This is a genomic window from Collinsella sp. AF28-5AC (assembly GCF_003457875.1).
GTDB lineage: Bacteria > Actinomycetota > Coriobacteriia > Coriobacteriales > Coriobacteriaceae > Collinsella.
The window spans coordinates 1-15792 of sequence record NZ_QRTA01000006.1; the positions used below are offsets into that span (position 1 = coordinate 1).

Below are 15792 nucleotides of genomic sequence, written 5' to 3' on the forward strand. Positions count from 1 at the left end.
ATGTGCGGCGTAGGCCGCTTATTAGCCCGTCCAAGAATTGGGGCGCAGTTCACGTAGTGCGCAGCGGGGGTTCTTTCATGTCCGAGGGCGTCCGCGAAGGTCAGCCCTCAGATCCTGCGGTGGGAGACCTAGGCCTCGTTGTACACCGTCTTGAGCTTCAGCAGGTGAGCGTAGCGGTCCATAGCGGCCTGCTCGTTCTCCTTGAAGAGCTCCTCGGCGCGCTCGGGGAAGGAACGCGTCAGCGAAGCGTAACGGGCCTCGTTCATCAGGAACTCCTGATAGCCGCCCGCGGGCTCCTTGGAATCGAGCGAGAACTTCTTACCGGCAGCAGCCTCGGGGTTGAAGCGGAAGAGGTTCCAGTAACCGCACTCGACAGCCTTCTTCATCTCGGCCTGGCAGTTCTGCATGCCGCCCTTCTTGATGGAGTGCATCTCGCAGGGGCTGTAGCCGATGATGAGGGACGGGCCGTCGTAGGCCTCGGCCTCATGGATGGCCTTGAGGGTCTGAGCCGGGTTGGCGCCCATGGCGACCTGCGCCACGTAGACGTAGCCATAGCTCATAGCGATCTCGGCCAGGGACTTCTTCTTGGTCACCTTACCGGCAGCGGCGAACTGAGCGACCTGGCCCAGGTTCGAGGCCTTGGAGGCCTGACCGCCGGTGTTGGAGTAGACCTCAGTGTCGAAGACGAAGACGTTGACGTTGTGGCCGGAAGCCAGGACGTGGTCCAGGCCACCGAAGCCGATGTCGTAGGCCCAACCGTCGCCGCCGAAGATCCAGAAGGACTTCTTGGTGAGGTAAGCCTTGTCGGCGAGGATCGCCTTGGAGGCGTCGCAGCCGCACTTCTCGAGCTCGGCAACGTAGGCGGCGGCAGCGGTCTTAGAGGCCTCGGCGTCGTTGACGGAGTCGATCCAAGCCTGACCGGCGGCCTTGAGCTCGTCGGACGGACCGTCAGCGGCGATGATCTCCTGCGTAGCAGCGATCAGCTTCTTCTGAACGGCCTCGTAGCCAACGGCCATGCCCAGACCGTGCTCGGCATTGTCCTCGAACAGGGAGTTGTTCCACGCCGGGCCGTGACCGTCCTTGTCCTTGCAGTAAGGAGCGGTGGCAGCGGGGTTGCCCCAAATGGAGGAGCAGCCGGTGGCGTTGGAAATGAACATGCGGTCGCCGGCGACCTGGGTCACCAGACGTGCATAGGCGGTCTCGGCGCAGCCGGCGCAGGAGCCGGAGAACTCCAGGTAGGGCTGCTTAAACTGGCTGCCCTTGACGTTGGCCGCGATGAGCTCCTTCTTCTCGGAGACGTTCTCGACCATGTAGTCCCAAACGGGCTGCTGGTCCATCTCCTGCTCGGTGGGAACCATCTCGAGGGCGCCCTTGGGGCAAACCTTGACGCAGTTGGTGCAGCCCATGCAGTCGAGCGGGGACACGGCCATGGTGAACTTCATGCCCTTGGCCTTGGGGCCCATGGCGTCAAGCGTGCGGGTAGCCTCGGGCGCGGCGGCAGCCTCGTCCTCGGTCATCGCGAACGGACGGATGGTGGCATGCGGACACACATAGGCGCACTGGTTGCACTGGATGCACTTGGTCTCGTCCCAGTGGGGAACGACCACGGCGACGCCGCGCTTCTCGTATGCGGAGGCGCCCAGCTCAAACTGGCCGTCGGCGCAATCGACGAAGGCGGAAACAGGCAGGCTGTCGCCGTCCATGCGATCGATGGGCTCGAGCAGGTTCTTGACCTGCTGGGCGATAGCGGACTTGGTCTCCTCGGAGAGCTCGACGGGAGCGGCATCCTCGGCAGTTGCCCAGTCGGCCGGAACCTCGAACTTACGGAAGGCGGTAGCGCCGGCATCGATGGCCTTGTGGTTGGCGTCGACGATAGCCTGGCCCTTCTTCATGTAGGACTTGGTAGCCGCGTCCTTCATGTACTGCAGGGCGTCCTCGGCGGGCAGGACCTTGGCCAGCGCGAAGAAGGCGGACTGGAGCACCGTGTTGGTGCGCTTGCCCATGCCGACCTTAGCGGCCAGGTCGATAGCGTCGATCAGGTAGACGTTGACGTTGTTGTTCGCGATGTAGCGCTTGGCCACGGCGGGCATGTGCTCGGCGAACTCCTCGTCGCTCCACTGGCAGTTGACCAGGAAGGTGCCGCCCGGCTTGACGTCGCGGACCATCTTGAAGCCCTTAACGATGTAGCTGGGGTTATGGCAGGCGACAAAGTCGGCCTTGGTCACGTAGTACGGCGAACGGATCGGGGAATCACCAAAGCGCAGGTGCGAGACGGTGACGCCGCCGGTCTTCTTGGAGTCGTACTGGAAGTAGGCCTGGACGTACTTGTCGGTGTGGTCGCCGATGATCTTGATCGAGTTCTTGTTGGCGCCGACGGTACCGTCGCCACCCAGACCCCAGAACTTGCACTCGATGGTGCCGGGGGCTGCGGTGTTGGGCGCATCCTCGGCCTCGGGCAGGCTCAGGTTGGTCACGTCATCGACAATGCCGATGGTGAACTCGCGCTTGGGCTCGTCCTTCTTGAGCTCCTCGAAGACAGCGAACGCGGACGCGGGAGGCGTGTCCTTGCTGCCCAGGCCATAACGGCCGCCGACGACCTTGATGCCCGTCTTGCCGGCCTCGTAGAGAGCGGAGACGACGTCCTGGTAGAGCGGCTCGCCGATGGAACCCGGCTCCTTGGTACGGTCCATAACGGCGATCTTCTGGACGGTCTCGGGGAGAACGTCGACGAAGTGCTTGATGGAGAACGGACGGAACAGACGGACCTTGACCAGGCCGACCTTCTCGCCGTGGGCGTTGAGGTAGTCGATGACTTCCTCGAGCACGTCGCAGAAGGAGCCCATGCACACGACGACGCGGTCGGCATCGGGAGCGCCGTAGTAGTTGAACAGGCCGTAATCGGTGCCGAGCTTCTCGTTGATCTTCTTCATGTAGCCCTCGACGACGGCGGGAAGCTCGTCGTAGACCTTGTTGCAGGCCTCACGGTTCTGGAAGAAGATATCGCCGTTCTCGTGGCTGCCGCGGGTGTGCGGGTGCTCAGGGTTGAGCGCGTGGTCGCGGAAAGCCTGGACGGCGTCCATGTCGCACATCTCGGCCAGATCCTTGTAGTCCCACATGGCGACCTTCTGGATCTCGTGGCTGGTGCGGAAGCCGTCGAAGAAGTTAAGGAACGGGGTCTTACCCTCGATGGCGGCAAGGTGAGCCACCGGCGAGAGGTCCATGACCTCCTGGACGTTGCCCTCGGCGAGCATGGCGAAACCGGTCTGGCGGCAGGCCATGACGTCGGAGTGATCGCCAAAGATGTTCAGGGCGTGGGAAGCGACGCAACGCGCGGAGACGTGGAAGACGCCCGGGAGCTGCTCGCCCGCGATCTTGTACATGTTCGGGATCATCAGGAGCAGACCCTGAGAAGCCGTGTAGGTGGTGGTCAGAGCACCGGCGCCCAGCGAACCGTGAACGGTACCGGCTGCACCTGCCTCGGACTCCATCTCGACGACCTTGACCGGGGTGCCGAAGATATTCTTGCGACCCTGGGCCGCCCACTGGTCGACATGGTCGGCCATCGGGCTGGACGGCGTAATGGGATAGATTCCCGCTACCTCGGTGTACGCATACGAAACATATGCGGCCGCCTCGTTGCCGTCCATAGACTTAAACTTACGCGCCATATACCCCTCTCCTCTCATATAGGTATACAGGCCCCGGCGATCGCCGGGATGTTGGCGTGATGGGATTTTCGCTGTTGCTTCCAATCATCTGGCAGGCAGGCTCAGCAGCAGGTACATGGCGTGGAGAGAAGGCATGCCGAGGCGAGGAGGGCTGCACGCGCTCCACAAGCCCAGCTACCCGTCTTGCACATGACCGAGCGCCGCAAAGGCCGCATGCCGGATGCTCCCGGGCACGCCCCGGCGATGGGAAGCGCCCGCAACGGAAATCCGCATGCGGGTTTATTGTACCCCGCCGTCAAGTGTAATTTCGGCAAATATAGGCGGGCGGTAAAGGTTTACCTTGGGTGACTGCCAAGGGCCAAAATGGCCCCTCCATCCCTGGGCGACCGGGCTGGCGCGCCAAGGAGTGTCCCCAAGTGCCGGCAGAAAAGGAACGTCCCTATCTGCCGGCTAGAGGGCACCGAAGAGAATGGCGTAGGTAGTGGATTCGCCGAGCTTGAGCTCGTCGCCGGGATTGAGTTGGGCGGAACGGCCGGGTTCGACCTGAATGCAGACGCGCGTGGCCCCGTTTACCACCACGGTTCCGTTGGTGGACGACAAGTCCTCGACGTGCCAGATATTTTGAGCATCGCACCAGATATGGGCATGGCGGGCCGAGACATCGTCGCCGACGTCGGTAATATCGCCCTCGCCAGTGGCCAGCGCGCCAATCTCAACACCCTGCTCACTCGGCTGAATCCAGCGCGGGGCGCTCACGACAAAACTGTTTTGTACGCGCAGCAAGCCCAAGGGGTGCGCCGGGGCGGGTTCGCGTTCGCCCGCGGTCATCGACATGCCAAGCGAACGCGGCGTGGATGTGCCTCCGCCACAGGTCGCGTGCGCGTAGTCGATGGCATAGTTCACCGAGGACCGCACATCCGCCGAACAGCCGACGGCGACAAACAGCACCAGCACGGCCTCGGCGCGCTCGGCGGGCATGAGTTCCGCCGCCTGGGACAGGCGATCGAGCGCGTTGCGATAGAGATTCGTGTCCTGGTGGCACTCTTCGAGCGCGCGTACCATCGGTTCACCTGCAGGACCGCACACCATATTGATCACAGCCGTGGAGTCCATGGGATTGCGCTGGCGCAGGGCCAGTTGCGACATAATACGCGCAGCCGAGGTACCGTATTCGGCAAAGTAGCGATGCTGAAGCGTGCCGACCGGCGCGCGAACGATAAAGCGGGAAACCCAAGAGCGATCGGCGGCTCGGCTCTGTGGGCTGCGGCTGTCGGCGAGCGGACGGGACGAAAGCACCAAGCCGCACAGCTCGATATGGCTCAGATGCGCCGCGCGCTTAAAGATGTCAAACATGGCCCCGCATGGGGTGAGCTCAACTTGAGATGTCATGACCTAGGCCTCCTTAGTCGTAGAAATAGAATCGGACGATACTTCGACAGGTCCGCCAAAAGTACGGGCAGCTGCGGCTCCACCGGCAAGCGGAGTCGCCATCTGGGCTTTTGTGCGTCGTGGTGCCGAAACGGGAAGTTCAAAGGCAAAGCCCATCGCAAGCAAAAACCACGTAAGCGTATAGGTTGCAACCAGAGCGGCAACAAGGCCGCCCATCACGGCGCGTTGGGAAAATACGCTACATGCAGCCACAACCAGCACCGGAACCTCGCAGGCAGAAAGCGCAAGCACACCCTGCAGGAAGCCCGAGCGCCGATCGCGCGCAAGCGCCCCCGCGGCAACGCCGGCTATGCCTGGCAGCGCCAACGCCAGTGCGGCAATAATACCCGGTAGCGACCCAGACCACACGAGCGATCCCAAAGTCGCCGTCACGCGAGCGCCCGACGCCAGCAGCGCGGCCGAAACCACGATCACAGCCCAAACCACGCCACAGACGACCGTCGCGCCGACCATCAGCGCGCGACGAACCGCGCGGCCAGACGCATCCATGGGGCACGGCGTGAGCGGCTCGCCGCGGAGCGAACGGCCGACATTTTGCGCATAGTGGTCACAAAACGCTGAGAGCGCCGCCTCGACCGCCGCCGGCTCGGGACGATCTTTTTGATGGCTGGACAGACAGGCCATCACCACGTCGAACAGCTGGGCATCGACAAACGCCAGCGCATCGCGTAGCTCTTCGGAATCCGGCTCAAGCCCTAGCTGCTGGGCCTGCTCGGCCGCGGCGAGCGCCACATCGGGCTCACGACGAAGCAGCTGAGTCAAATCACAACCGGGCGCATGGGCACCAATGGGATAGTCGGGCCGCGTGTCCATCTTGAGACGGTAGGGGCTCGCGATGTCGCGCGTCTTTTTGCGCGAACCCGAGGTGCCCGAAGTGCTCGGCGCGGCTTCGTATGGCGCGACGCCGGCAATGAGCTCGTAAACCGTGCTTGCCGCGGCATAGACGTCGATCGCCGGCGACATACGCAAAGCGCGCAGATCGGGAATATCGTCGGTGAGCATCTCGGGCGGGGCATAGGCAACCGTCGCGCGACGCAGCGTGGCATAGCGCTCGGTAAAGGATGCCTTGCCGCCGGTACCGGCCACGGCCGACGCAGGCTCAAGCGCCAGCGACGAGCCAAAGTCGATCAGGCACAGGTCAAAGGTGCCCTCGGCAAGCTGCCGGTCAAGCGGTAGACGCGCCGTGCGCACCATAATATTAGCGGGCGAGATATCGCGATGGACAAAGCCCTCACCCACCAGGCTCATACGGCAGAGCAGATCGAACAGGTCGCGACCCAGACGCGCCGCCACAAGCGGCGACAGGCGTCCGGCATCGTCCACGGCGAGTCGCGAACGCAAGCGGGCGAGCGTCTCGCCCTCGACCCATTCCATGACAATTGCAGGCACACCATCAACCTCGCCCCAGCCATAGAGGCGGGGAAAGCCCTTAAGGCCCGCAAGGGCGCGATGGCATTCATATTCCTCGCGAAATGCCGCTTTGAACTTGGCGACCAGCGACTCATGGGCGGCATCGTCGTCAAACTCATCGCGCGTCGGCAAGATGAGCTGTTTGAGTGCTACGTCCTCGCCTTGGGCGTTGACAGCACGCGTCACGCGGCCGATACCGCCACGGCGCATGGTGGCATCGTCGGCAAACAGTATCGTAAAACGACGCAGATAGGCAGGCAGTTCGTCCTGACCGAGCGCAATGGCCGGCTCAAACCCGTCGACACGCGCCAGGCGCAGGCCGACCATGGGATCGCGACCGAGCGATTGTGGTGTGGTGGATGCAAGATCGGTCATCATAGGGCAAGCGCCGCCACGTTATTGTTGAAGTTACCGAGCGCGACGTCATCATCGCCGTAATGGCCGACCCATTGACATAGGTTGGTGTAACAGCCCCACAGATTGGCATACTGCTGATACCACCTTGACCGGGGCGAGAATGTCTGACGACCGAACTCGGCTCGAATGACAAACATCTCCCCGACCAGGCTGTCGCACGGCCTGGGATCTCCCGTAGAGTTATAGGTCGAGACCACGTCATTGGCACGAGAAACATAGCCGTCGAGCATGTTGTACTTGGCCACAAGCCAACTGTGAATGCTCTCTTCCTCAGCAGCGGAAAGGCCGCCGGAGTTTGCATCGTTGTCAGTGTTGCCGCCCGTCGAGCCGCCGTTTCCAGGCCCTCCGGTAGAGGAACCCGACCCAGAGCCGCCGCCCGAACTCGATGAATCCGAGCCGGAGCCAGAAGTATCCGAGCTACCGGGCTTTCCGGACTGCTGGGCGTCCTGCTCCTTTTGCTGCTCGACCTTATTCACCGTTGCCGCCACGCTATTGTTGGACAATCGATCGATGATCTTGGTGTTGGTGAGCACGATGGTTTTGCCATTGGCAAGCGTGACTTCGTTGTCCGGGGCCTCGGCGCCGTCCGCATCGTCGGTGCCAAACACAATATGCCCGACCACACTTGCCCAAGCATATCCAGTCGTGGTGCCCAGATCGCTTTTGGCCTCATGCCCCACGCGCGGTTCGCGTGCGGCATGCGCCTGCATCATGGACGGCACGGTCATGCCATAGGCAGAAACGCCAGCTATGACCAGCACCAGCGAGCACGATAGCAGTGCGTACGCCCGCGGCGCCAAGCCCAGTCGGCGTCGTATGCGCACCGCGGCGCCGCGCTTTGTCTGAGTGCCACCGGGCCGCATGCGTTCTCCTCCAACAAAAACACGCCGCTCGGGAGCGGCGCATTCATTCGAATCCATATTTGAGTGTATCAGCGAACCCAAAAGGTTGCGCAACGAATGAGCAAATTAAGGATGCGAGTGGAAGCATCCATGCGATAAGCGGATACAAAGCATCTTTGTTGCACAACAAACTTACAGTCGCACAGGGAAATTATGACTACCCCGTGCGTCGCGAGGAAAACATACGGCAGGAGCAGGCTCGCCACCTAAATCGCGCGACGGGCCTCGATGGCGCGGCCAAGCGTAAGCTCGTCGGCATACTCCAGGTCGCCGCCCACGGGAAGGCCGCTTGCCAGACGCGACACCTCGACGCCCAACGGCTTGATAGTGCGGGCCAGGTAGCTCGCCGTGGTCTCGCCCTCGATGTTGGGGTTGGTGGCGATGATGACCTCATGGATATCCTCGTGGCCCAGACGCGCCAGCAGCTCGCGGATGTGCAACTGCTCGGGACCAATCTTGTCCATGGGACTGATCACGCCGCCCAGCACATGGTACAGGCCATGGTAGCTGCCCGTGCGCTCGATTGCCTGGACGTCGCGCGGCTCGCCCACCACACAAATGCGAGTGGTATCGCGCATCGGGTCCTGGCAGATGGAGCACTCGTCGGCCGTGGCGTAGTTAAAGCAACGGCTGCAAAAGTGGACCTCCTGCTTGACCTCCAGGATGGCCTCGGCCAGGCGGCGCGCCTCCTCGGCGTCGGCCTCCAACAGGTAATAGGCGATGCGCTGGGCCGACTTGGGACCAATGCCCGGCAGGCGGCCCAGCTCATCGAGCAGTTTTTGCAGACTGTGATTCGCACTCATATATATATGCGTGTCTTAGAACGGCATGCCCGGGATGTTGAGGCCGCCGGTGATGGCGCCCATCTGCTTGTTGGCGAGCTCGTTGACGCCGCGGACGGCCTCGTTGACGGCAGCCATAATCATGTCCTGCAGCATATCGACGTCCTCGGGATCGAGGGCATCGGGATCGATGGTGAGGTTGACGAGCTCCATCTCGCCGTTAACGGTCACCTTGGCCATGCCGCCGCCGGCAGAGGCGTCGACGGTCTGGGACTTGAGGTTCTCCTGCGCGGCGGCAAGCTGCTCCTGCATCTTGCGGGCCTGCTTCATCATCTGCTGCATGTTCATACCGGCCATGATGGCTCCTTTACGTGCGGCCGCACGCCGAGCTGCAAGGGCAGCCGGGACGCGGCGGGACTTTCAAACTCAAAAATCGTACCACGGCGCGCGGCCAGCAAGCGGGGCAGTCACGCTACCTCAGTCGATATACATGTCCTGGAGTGCAAGCCGCACCCGAAGATTATGCAAAGTTGAATAATTCGCATCTGCATAATATTGAAAGCTAAATCTTGTAGAGCCGGAATCCGACATTTCATTTGCACCGCTAAAGACCTGCATGCCGATCCGTTGCTCACGGTGACGCGCATGGCAGCGGGGTATAATTTGATTGCCATAGATAGTAATTTGGAGGTGCCCCATGAATGCCCCCAACGCGCTCCAAAACATCCGCTCAAAACACCCCGTTGCATATGTGGTTCTCTATCTCTTTGTCGGCTGGGCATTGTTGGTTGTCATCACCCATGCCATAGCTTTTGGAGCAGAACTGCTGATAGCCAGCTCGGACCAGCCCGTCGTCAAATGGGAGACGACCGATGAGTGCACCGACGGAACCCGAACCGTCTACTACAACAGCCCGTCCCTCTATCAAGAGTTCAAGGTCAAGATAAAGGACTTCAAGATTGTCGATGCCGAGCTAGGCGTTTATTTGGCAATCGGAGCAACCATTAACGCCGAGCAAGTCGAGTACACGGACAGCCATGCGACGTATCGTATCGACCTCAGCATCCTAGGCCGACCGTCACGCACCTGTCTGCTCAAATGCGACATACGCGGCACCACACTACACATGTCCGAAATACAAATGCGCCCGGGCAAGGGGTTCTCTTCTTGAGCAGTATACCCGCCCGTACGGCTACTCCACCGGTTTGAAGATGGTGGCCTGACCGAAGACGCTGCGGATGAGGTCTTTGGCCTCGTCCTCGGTCTGCGGGATGCTCGGGGCTGCGCCCTGGTGGCCGAAGGGGCTGCCGGCGCCGGGGTTGGACTCCCAGGGAGCTGCAGGAGCGTCCTCCTCTTTGGGGGCAGCTACAGCGGACTTGGGCGCGGGCGTCGCACCCGGCACGTCGAACGGAGGCAGATCGTCCCCGCTCGCATCGCCAGCGAAGCCGCCGACCATAGCGTCGTCGTAGGGCACCTGCTCGGATTCCCACGGCGCGGACTGCGCGACAGGCTGAGCTTTGGGGGCAGCCGAGCGCTCGGGCGCACGGGGTGCGGGCTCGGTCGGGAGCTTACCCGTGGCAGGAGCACCGGCGGGGTTGTCGGAGCGTAGCCAGGGGGCTTTGCCCAGGTCAGACGACTTGGGCGCGGGCGAGACGGGCTTGGGCGCGGGTGTCGGAGCAGCCGGTTTGGGCGCCGCGGGCTTAGGCGCCGACGAGGTCGATGCCGTTACCGGTGCCGCTTGCTGCTGCGGCGCGCTGGCGCTCGAGGATACAGGGGCCGCCGAGGACACGGGTTGCGGGTCCGCAGATGCCGCAGCCCGTGCAGATGGAGAATGCTCCTCATGTTGAGGAGCCGGCGTGCCACCCCCATCCAGGACATAGTCGACGGTACGACGACCGAAGACCGCGCAGACCGTCGGTAGGACCACCGACTGCGTATCGGCGCGACCGAGCATCTTAATGGCAAAAGTCGAACCCGCGGGGAACGAGACCGTGAGCTTGGAGCCGTCGTCGGCCGTGGCGCGGGCGTTGAGCAAAAGCCCTGCGTAGGAAGCCTGACGCGCCTTGACGCGCTCGACGACCTCGGCCCATTTGCGCTGCAGCTCGCCGGCGTCCTCGACCGCGGGGGTCTCGGCGGCGCCGGCGGCAGCAACCTGGGCGGCATTGTTGGACTGGGGCTGAGGCGTCGGAGCCGGCGCAGGCTGAGGTGCAGGCGCTGCAGGCTTGGAAGCTGACACGGGTGCAGGCTGAGCCGCCGGAGCGGCAGCACCACGGTCCCAAGGCATGCCACCCTGGCGCGCGGACGTAGCAGCAGGGGCAGCGGATGCCGCCGGAGCGGCAGCACGAGCGCCCGAAATGAGCGTCGGCTGTTGGGCAGCAGCGGGTACGGATGCTGCAGGCGCGGCGGCCTGAGCAGCAGCCACGCTCGCCGGCACGGCGCCGTTGGCAACCATGGCCTCCAGGCGTGCCACGCGCTCGGCCAATGCCTCAATCGTTAAATCGGCCTCGGGACGCGCCAGACGCGTGCAGGCAATCTCGAGCACCAGGCGCACGTCGCTCGCGCCCCTCATCTCCAGTGCGGCATCGTCGAGCACCGTCAGCACACGGGCCAGGCGGTCGGCAGGATGCTCGCCAAAGGCAGCGGCCTCGGCAGCAAGCGCCTCGGCCTGCTCGGAGCCGCCCTCAAACAGCTCGGCACGAGCACCGGCAACGCAGGCAACGTACACGTCACGCACGTGCGCCACCAGGTCGCGCGTCAGCTCCAGCAGGTCGTTTCCTTCCTCGACCTGCGTACGGATCAGTCCATAGAGCTCGGCAACATCGCGATCGGCAATGGCGCGGGAAAACTCGCCCAGAATCTGGTCCGAAACCTCGCCTAAAAGAGAGCGGGCGTCGTCCGCATGCACAGAACCGTTGCCAAAGACGCTCAGCTGCTCCAGCGTGGACAACGCGTCGCGCATGCCGCCCTTGGCATGGCGCGCCACGATAGCCAGCGCCTCATCGTCGTAATCGAAGCCCTCCTGCTCGCACACGTATGCCAGGCGGTGCTCGATATCCTCGTTGCCGATGCGATGGAAATCGAAACGCTGGCAGCGCGAGAGGATGGTCTCCAGAATCTTTTGCGGGTCGGTGGTGCACAGCACAAAGATCACGTGCGCCGGCGGCTCCTCAAGCGTCTTGAGCAGCGCGTTGAACGCCGCCGTCGTGAGCATGTGGACCTCGTCGATGATATAGATCTTGTACTTGCCGCGCACCGGGGCAAAGTTGACGGAGTTGATGATCTCCTCGCGCACATTGTCCACGCCCGTGCGGCTTGCGGCATCGAGCTCGTAGACATCCGGGTGGTTGCCCTCGGCAATGAGCTCGCACTCCTCGCAAGTACCGTCGGGCATGCAGCCGCTTGCACCCTCGGCGCGCGCCGCCTCGGCATTGCGGCACAGCAGTGCCTTGGCCAGAATGCGCGCCATGGTGGTCTTGCCCGTGCCGCGCGGTCCGCAGAACAGGTAGGCGTGGGACAGGCGCCCCTCGGTGATGGCGTGCTCGAGCGTCGAGACGATATGCTGCTGGCCCACCACGGAGTCGAAGGTGAGCGGGCGATACTTTCGGTACAACGATTCCATGGGTGCTCCCCCGGGTATACTGAGTCTTGTTGCCGCGACGGCCATGCGGTCGCACGGCATACTGCATTCATAATAACCCGTACGGCGAGCCCGCCGCGATAGGAGTCCAAAGAGCATGGCAGACGCAGAGAGCAACCTCGTTCCCTCCGAAGCAGCCGACCAGGTCGAGGTCGCGCTCGAGGAGCAGGCCGCAGCCGACGACGGCATCCTGTACCTCAACGAGTACCAGTACGAAAACGACCTCGTCACCGACTTCGCCCGCCTGGTCGCCTCGCCCAGGCGCCGTGGCTCGCTGTATGTCGCCGCCGCGATTGCCGCGCTCATCGGCATCGGCATGTTGGTGGCCGGCGGCAACTGGATCAAGTTTGGCGTCGTCCTGATCGTATTCGGCGCCTTTTTGGCCTGGTGGAGCAAAAACCTGCACCACACCCTCGCCCGCGACTTTATCGACGCCGTCGAGGCCGACGAGTCCATGGGTGGCCGCTATCGCCGCGTCGCCGCCAACGAGGACGGCCTGATGGTTTGGGGCAAGAGCGGCAAGTCGCAGTTCTTCCCGTTTGAAAAGCTCGACCACGTGCTCGACGGCGAGCGCATCTTTGTGGCCATGTTCGCCGACCAGGGCGTGACGATCCCTAAGGACACCTTTGTTCGCGGCGATGCCGAGCAGTTTGGCACCTTCCTTAAGGCACGCATCAACAAAAAACTCCGCATCGAGACCAAACGCAAGAAGATGAAGGCAGAAAAGGCCGCCGCCGAAGCCAAACAGGGCGACAAGCCCCAGGAGACCAAGGGCAAGCAGCGCAAGCAGAAGAAGAACAAGAAGAAGCGCTAACCCGAGCCGGGGTCCAAACTCCGGCCGCCTGCTTAGGCGTAACTTAGATTGACAGCGGAAACCGCATCCCGTTTTGGCGCTCCAAAGTGGGATGCGGTTTCCTTTTGAGCGCCCATCCGGAAAGCGCATCCCGCTCTACGCCAATATTCTGGGACGCAGTTTCCGCAGACCACCCCATTCGGAAAGTGCATCCCTTAATTTGGTCGCAAAGTGGGGTGCGCTTTCCGAGCGAGCCAAAACAGAGCCAAGCCAGACAGGCAACCTCGCATCCCGCTATCCTCCCCATGCACCCGAGCGTGCTACACTAGCAGCATCTATGCCACCGCGAACGGCTCGGCTCGGCGCCCGCCGCTCGCAAACGAACTTTAAACGCACGAGGGTTGGCCATGCCGCTTTTCTCGCAACATACCGCCCGGTTCTCGCCGGACGTTCCTTTGGAGGGCACCAGCTCTCGCGAGCTGCTCAAGCGGTACCAGCCGCTCGAGACACTTGCGACCGGCGGTTTTGGCTCCATCGAGATCTGCCGCGACACGCACCTGCGCCGCCGCGTCGCCATTAAGCGTATCCCCCTTATCAACGGTGCCGGCATGCCCGCCAGCGACATCATGGATGTCCTGCGCGAGGCGCACACCGCCGCCATGCTTCAACATCCCAATATCGTGCAGGTCATCGACTTTACGCACGACACAGCCTATGCCTACCTAGTCATGGAGTATGTCGATGGCATGTCGCTGGCCGAGTTTTTGCACCGCGTGGACGGCCACTCACTTACCTTTGACGAGGCCGCAGCTATTGCCGATGCCCTGGGCCAGGCGCTCACCTTCGCCCATAGTAATGGCGTACTCCACCTGGACATTAAGCCCGCCAACGTGCTCATCGACCACTCGGGCAATGTAAAGCTCACCGACTTTGGCATGGCGCGACTGTCGTCCGCCGGTGGCTTTGGCGGTTCGCGCGGCGGCACCATCGGCTACATGCCGCCCGAGCAGCTCGATATCGAGACCGGCACGGTCGACGAACGCGCTGATGTCTTTGCCCTTGCCTGTGTGATCTACGAGGGCCTGTGTGGCAGCGCCCCCTTTATGGCGGCCACGCCCGCCGACTCGCTCGGCCACATCATCGGCGGCGCCACCTATCCCAGCGAGCTGATACCACACTTTCCCCCGGGAGCCGAGAGCGCGCTCATGAGCGCGCTCTCCCCCATGCCGCAGGACCGCCCCAACAGCATCGAGGCATTTTGCGACCAGCTCCTTGCCGGTCTGGGCAGCGTGCGCGAAGGCCGTCGCAGCCTGGAGCAAATGGTTGGCGAGCTTTCGGATGACGAGCAGGAGCTCGACGATATCGAGCCGTCGCACTACGAGGACGACGCCATCGAGGTCGACCCCGCACTCGGCTGGGCGGGCACGCGCTGGAGCCATGCGCGCGACTACACCATGCGCACTATCTCGGCGCTAACGTGCGGCACCTTTAGCTTTTTGCTGATGCAAACGGCCGGGGTCGCGGCGCTTCCCGGCCTGGTCATTGCGGCTATCGCGATCGGAGCGGCGGCTGGCCTGGCCCCCCAGATTGGCTCGGCCATCTCGGCTGTGGGCTTTTTGGTGCTCATGGCCAACGCCACCATGCAGGCACAGGGCATCCTGTCGATGCTGCCCGTCGCGGTGATCTTTGCCGCCGCCATGTCCGGTTGGTGGATCGCCTGGGGTCGCACCGAGACTGCCGCGAGCGCCACGCTCACCTGTGCACTCGCGCTTGGCTGTCTGACCGGCAATACCTTCCTGGCAGCTGGGGTCGCCGCCGGCGTCGCGTCATTTTGGCTCGGCCCGGCAAGCGCCGCCGCGGCAACGGGCATGGGCGCGCTTTTTGCCCGTCTGGCCACGGTCGCGCTTTCAGCCGGAGGCGTGCTGGGGCTCGGTAACGTTGCTGCAGCGCTGGGAGACCCGCTCCTTTGGGCTGCCTTTGTGCTGGTCGCGGCAACTGCCGCGGCGTCATCTGCGCTGCTCAATGTCCATGCCAAGCGTGCCAATCAGGGCTCAAACCTTGCCGCAATCGCCGCCATCGCTGTCACCGGCATCGGCTGCGCAGCGGCGTCCTGTCTTGCACACCATATGGAAATTGCCAGCCTTGCAGCCGCGGTCATCGCCAAGGCGGCGGTTGCGGGAATCCTATCCTCTATAATCGTTGGGATATGCCTATATTTGCTCGGATACCAAAGAACCTATACGGAGAGTGATCTTTCGTGAACTTCCTGAACATCTTCGAGGACCACGTGGCCGGCATCTTCGGTGCCACCCGTGCCCCGTTCTCCTTTAAGAAGCTTGCCAAGCAGGCCGCTCGCGACATGGAGGATCAGACTCTGGTGATTAACGGCGTCAACACGGCGCCGGCACTCTATACCATCCTTATCGCCGCCGACGACGATCCCATGCTCGCCCCGTTCTACCCCGAGCTTTCGCGCGAGGTCCGCGAGTTCGTGAAGGCGCAGGCCGAAAAGCGCCGCTATGTCTTTGTCGGCGAGCCCCTCGTGCGCTTTATGATCGATCCACAGCTGCGCGCCGGCAAGTTCTCGGTCTTTGCCGAGAACGTCGATGCCCCCACGCTCGGCCGCCTGTACGAAGAAGAGCGCGCCTATCAGAACGGCCTGGGCCAGAACAACTCCGCGGCAAGCCGTGCCGCCAGCGCCCCGCGCGCCGGCCAGCAGCAGTTTGCCGCCCCG

11 protein-coding genes are annotated in these 15792 nt (G+C 63.0%); 4 read left to right on the forward strand and 7 right to left on the reverse strand.

Features of this window, described 5'->3' with window-relative positions:
• Positions 1-128: 128 nt before the first annotated feature.
• The 6 genes from nifJ to DWZ01_RS05520 all read right to left on the reverse strand — a co-directional run bounded on the left by nifJ (position 129) and on the right by DWZ01_RS05520 (position 8985).
• Entirely contained in the window at positions 129-3668 is a 3540-nt protein-coding gene (gene nifJ / locus DWZ01_RS05495; protein WP_117776362.1) for a pyruvate:ferredoxin (flavodoxin) oxidoreductase, read from the reverse strand.
• A gap of 450 nt (positions 3669-4118) precedes the next feature.
• Positions 4119-5057 (reverse strand): FHA domain-containing protein, encoded by a 939-nt coding sequence (locus DWZ01_RS05500; RefSeq protein ID WP_117848322.1) that lies wholly within the window; start codon positions 5055-5057, stop codon positions 4119-4121.
• Between the two features lie 3 nt (positions 5058-5060).
• Positions 5061-6905, reverse strand: a complete 1845-nt coding sequence (locus DWZ01_RS05505) for a hypothetical protein (protein WP_117848324.1) — start codon at positions 6903-6905, stop codon at positions 5061-5063.
• Positions 6902-7807 (reverse strand): hypothetical protein, encoded by a 906-nt coding sequence (locus tag DWZ01_RS05510; RefSeq protein WP_117848325.1) that lies wholly within the window; start codon positions 7805-7807, stop codon positions 6902-6904. The genes DWZ01_RS05505 and DWZ01_RS05510 overlap by 4 nt, the downstream gene beginning before the upstream one ends.
• A 245-nt stretch (positions 7808-8052) precedes the next feature.
• A complete protein-coding gene (gene recR / locus DWZ01_RS05515) occupies positions 8053-8649 on the reverse strand; it encodes a recombination mediator RecR (protein WP_006235173.1) in 597 nt (198 codons plus the stop codon).
• A gap of 15 nt (positions 8650-8664) precedes the next feature.
• Complete coding sequence (locus DWZ01_RS05520) at positions 8665-8985, reverse strand: YbaB/EbfC family nucleoid-associated protein (protein ID WP_117770639.1); 321 nt, start codon at positions 8983-8985, stop codon at positions 8665-8667.
• Between the two features lie 340 nt (positions 8986-9325).
• On the opposite strand from DWZ01_RS05520, the gene DWZ01_RS05525 reads away from it, so the two are divergent.
• Positions 9326-9799 (forward strand): hypothetical protein, encoded by a 474-nt coding sequence (locus DWZ01_RS05525; RefSeq protein ID WP_117770638.1) that lies wholly within the window; start codon positions 9326-9328, stop codon positions 9797-9799.
• Between the two features lie 21 nt (positions 9800-9820).
• Here the strand turns inward: DWZ01_RS05525 and dnaX are convergent, their stop codons facing one another.
• Positions 9821-12247, reverse strand: a complete 2427-nt coding sequence (dnaX, locus tag DWZ01_RS05530; protein WP_158556941.1) for a DNA polymerase III subunit gamma/tau — start codon at positions 12245-12247, stop codon at positions 9821-9823.
• A 115-nt stretch (positions 12248-12362) separates the two neighbouring features.
• On the opposite strand from dnaX, the gene DWZ01_RS10720 reads away from it, so the two are divergent.
• The 3 genes from DWZ01_RS10720 to DWZ01_RS05545 form a co-directional block, all read left to right on the forward strand.
• Positions 12363-13079 carry a hypothetical protein gene (locus tag DWZ01_RS10720; RefSeq protein ID WP_158556940.1) on the forward strand — a complete coding sequence of 239 codons (717 nt, stop codon included), beginning with the start codon at positions 12363-12365 and terminating at the stop codon, positions 13077-13079.
• A 386-nt stretch (positions 13080-13465) separates the two neighbouring features.
• Positions 13466-15319: a serine/threonine-protein kinase gene (locus DWZ01_RS05540; protein ID WP_006235178.1), complete on the forward strand. Its 1854-nt coding sequence runs from the start codon at positions 13466-13468 to the stop codon at positions 15317-15319.
• Positions 15316-15792 (forward strand): FhaA domain-containing protein (locus DWZ01_RS05545; RefSeq protein WP_117848376.1); only part of this gene is annotated, 477 nt, incomplete at its 3' end. The genes DWZ01_RS05540 and DWZ01_RS05545, both read left to right, overlap by 4 nt.